Below are 2,948 nucleotides of genomic sequence, written 5' to 3'. Positions count from 1 at the left end.
TGGCGTACCGGAGGCTGGCGAAGGTCGCCGAGTCCCTCGACGTGACCGGCCGGGTGCTGTTCGCCGGCGAGGTCGGCCGCGGCGCGCTGCCGCCGCTGCTGCGCTCCGCCGACCTGCTGGTCAACGTCTCCGAGTACGACCCCACCGGAATGCTCTCCGTGCAGGCGATGGCCTGCGGCACCCCCGTCGTCGCGACGGCGGTCGGCGGCCAGGTCGACGCCGTGGTCGACGGCACGACCGGCATCCTGGTGCCGCCCGGCCGGCCGGCGCTGCTCGCCCAGCGGATCCGCCAGCTGCTCGCCCACCCCATGCTGCTCGAGGCGTTCAGCGTGGCCGCGGCTGACCGCGCCAGGTCCCGCTACTCCTGGGACCGGATCGCCCACGAGACGCTCGCCGTCTACGACACCGCCGTGGACAAGGCGGCGGCGCTGGCGGCCTGACAGCCAACCCCCTCCCCCCGGGCGGAGCGCGTGCTGCCGATCCTCCGTGATCTCGGCGTGAGCACGCTGATACTAGTGCCATGACTGAGATTGAGTCCCTGACCGCCGAGGTCCGCCAGTTGCGCGCCGAGGTCGGCCGGCTGCACGCCGCGCATACGGCGGTGCACATGCGGCACGGCTGGATGAGCATGCTCTTCAAAGACCTGTCTACTAACCCGTACACCCAGTACAAGGTCCATATGTGGGGCGCGATCTACTGGTTGATCAACTTTCCGCTGATCTGCTGCTTGTTCTTCTTCACGCCCACGCTGTGGCTCAAGCTCGGCATCTTCATCACGCTGATCTACTCGATCTACGCCAACCTTGCGACCGACTACGGCGCCATGTCGGCGGCCGAGGCGGCGTTCGGAGAGCCGCAGCCACCGCCGATCCCGCTTGAGCCGCCGACGCTGCCGTCGATATGAAGCGGCGCGAGAATGCAAGAACGCCGCATGGCCCTGTGGCCGTAGCGACGCCCTCGCAGAACAGCGGTTCGGCTACGCGGCGAGCAGCCGCTCGAAGAAGGAGCGGTATCGGCGCAGGCCCCGCCGTAGGTCCTCGGTGGATACGTCCTCGCCACCGGACCACCGTGACTCGAGCTGCGCGCGTTCGCTGGCGAACATCTGAGCTAGCCGTTGCATGAGCTCGGCAACGAGGGCATCAGCGGCCTGGACCGCTTTCCTCGGCTCGTCCACGAACTCAGCCTGGATGTCCTTCCACTGCACGAGGAGATTCTGCAGCTCATTGTCTTCCAGCAGCTGCGCCCGGGGCTGATCACTCGCACCGGGATCGTTGTCGAGCGCCGGGTTCTGGTCCGAGCTCGCGCGATCCTCCCTCTCGGAGCCCGCCGCCGCGATCTGCTCGGTGCTCAGCACCCTGCCTTCCGTGCTCTCAGGGTCGTTCATTGGCCACCTCGCTCTCATCGGTCGTCCGCCGTTCGGTGACGTCCTCCTGGTCGCCATCTGCCCGCAGCAGCTCGCTGAACAGCGAACGGTAGTGCAGCAGCGCCTCCCGGAGGTCTTCCGTGCTCACCTGCTGGGTCCCCGCCCGCTCGCAGATACCGTGCGCGAACCGGTAATCCTCCACCACCTCAGGGTGGTCGACCGACACCAGGTCGGCCTGCGCGTCGAAATCCCCCACCGGGTAGCCACGCGCGTCCATGACGCTGTAGAGCAGCCTGTCAGCGGTCACGACCGCCTCCTGCGGCTGGTCGACGAAGCGTTCCTGCACGTCCTGCCACTCTTGGGCGAACCGCGCCCGCGTTCCCTCTGGCAGCGGCTTGATGTCGAGCCGGGCACGCTGCTTCTCGCGATCACGCAACTCGGCTTCGGCGGCCCGCCGATCCTCCCGGGCCTCTACTGCCCGGTCGTACTCCGGGCCGAAACGCTCACGTAGCGCCGTCGCTCTTCGCTGGCGGACCGCCATCGCGATCAAGGCGATGACGACCACAGCAGCGATGACAATCAGGATCCACACCCAGCTAGCCATCAGTTCCTCCCTGTGATCGAGCCCAGCTTCTACCCGGTCCCGGTGATTAAAACGTCCGCACAGGTACGCCGCGTGGCAGGAAGGCAATGCACAGGTGGGCGTGGGCCTAGTCCGCGACCAGGGCTCTTACGTGGCCCGGTGCCGTCTTAGCCGGCCACGTCCTGGTGGCCGGTGAGCACGCGGAGGCCAGGCACCAGCTGCGGCACACGCCTGCGGTAGCGCGGGTAGTCCTGGGGAAACTCGGCCGTCATGAATCGTTCCTCGATGCGGATCTTGAATTCGATCAGGATCAGCGCAATCGGGAACGGCACGATCCACGGCCCGGCTCCGGCCACCAGCATGGTGCCTAGCAGCATGCCCAGCAGCCCGGTGTAGATGGGGTGCCTGGTGATGGCGTACGGTCCGCTGGTGCGCAGCTGGTGGCCTTCTTTGACCGCGGGTGCCGCGCTCCACATGAGGCCGAGCGTGAACCTGGCCCACAGGGTGAGCGCGGTGGCGGCGAGCAGGATGGCCAGGCCGAGGAACCGGGCCCAGGGTGCGGAGAAGGTCACCGCCTGCCAGTCCGCGCGGGGTACCGCGAGGCGGACTGCAGTGAAGATGACCACGACGGGAATGGCTCCCGTTCCGTACCAGGAGCGCTGGCGCTGCGCCGGGGCGCGGGTCTCGTTGTAGTTCGCGGTGATAAGCCAGACTGCCGTGAAGACGAGCCAGCACACCGCGATGCTGACCGCCGCCATCACGTTCACGATGCAAACGAATACCCCAGGAACAGGATTGTCAACGGACGGGTCCCCGATTGTCTGATTAGGACCGGATGGCGCAATCCCGCAGGCAGTCCCGCTCGGGAGCCAAGACAGGTCTCACCGTCTTGTCGTTTCCTTCCCGGTGCGGCGCGGCATGTCAGTACGTCCCGTGCAGGCTGCGGCCGAACGTGCGCTCATAAGGCGTTCACGGCTGCGGTAGCTCGGCGAGCGCTATCGC

General features: G+C 67.4%; 5 protein-coding genes. 2 read left to right on the top strand and 3 right to left on the bottom strand.

Annotated features, from left to right (window positions below; all coding sequences use genetic code 11):
- Positions 1–440 (top strand): glycosyltransferase (locus WA805_RS21850; RefSeq protein WP_425243261.1); only part of this gene is annotated, 440 nt, incomplete at its 5' end.
- 80 nt (positions 441–520) lie between these two features.
- On the top strand, positions 521–904 hold the full coding sequence (locus tag WA805_RS21845; RefSeq protein ID WP_422278945.1) for a hypothetical protein: 384 nt from the start codon (positions 521–523) through the stop codon (positions 902–904).
- Positions 905–976: 72 nt separating this feature from the next.
- Here the strand turns inward: WA805_RS21845 and WA805_RS21840 are convergent, their stop codons facing one another.
- The 3 genes from WA805_RS21840 to WA805_RS21830 all read right to left on the bottom strand — a co-directional run bounded on the left by WA805_RS21840 (position 977) and on the right by WA805_RS21830 (position 2,704).
- Positions 977–1,384 (bottom strand): hypothetical protein, encoded by a 408-nt coding sequence (locus WA805_RS21840; RefSeq protein ID WP_422278947.1) that lies wholly within the window; start codon positions 1,382–1,384, stop codon positions 977–979.
- A complete protein-coding gene (locus tag WA805_RS21835; protein WP_422278949.1) occupies positions 1,371–1,967 on the bottom strand; it encodes a hypothetical protein in 597 nt (198 codons plus the stop codon). Before WA805_RS21835 ends, WA805_RS21840 begins: the two co-directional genes overlap by 14 nt.
- A gap of 146 nt (positions 1,968–2,113) precedes the next feature.
- Complete coding sequence (locus WA805_RS21830; RefSeq protein ID WP_425243260.1) at positions 2,114–2,704, bottom strand: methyltransferase family protein; 591 nt, start codon at positions 2,702–2,704, stop codon at positions 2,114–2,116.
- Positions 2,705–2,948: the final 244 nt, after the last annotated feature.

Source organism: Trebonia sp. (assembly GCF_049794275.1).
Classification (GTDB): domain Bacteria; phylum Actinomycetota; class Actinomycetes; order Streptosporangiales; family Streptosporangiaceae; genus Trebonia.
This window is presented reverse-complemented; position numbering and strand designations above follow the sequence as displayed.

Coding starts and splice junctions, on each gene's coding strand:
- WA805_RS21845 (WP_422278945.1), top strand. CDS start 521: ATGACTGAGATTGAGTCCCTGACCGCCGAGGTCCGCCAGTTGCGCGCC.
- WA805_RS21840 (WP_422278947.1), bottom strand. CDS start 1,384: ATGAACGACCCTGAGAGCACGGAAGGCAGGGTGCTGAGCACCGAGCAG.
- WA805_RS21835 (WP_422278949.1), bottom strand. CDS start 1,967: ATGGCTAGCTGGGTGTGGATCCTGATTGTCATCGCTGCTGTGGTCGTC.
- WA805_RS21830 (WP_425243260.1), bottom strand. CDS start 2,704: ATGGCGGCGGTCAGCATCGCGGTGTGCTGGCTCGTCTTCACGGCAGTC.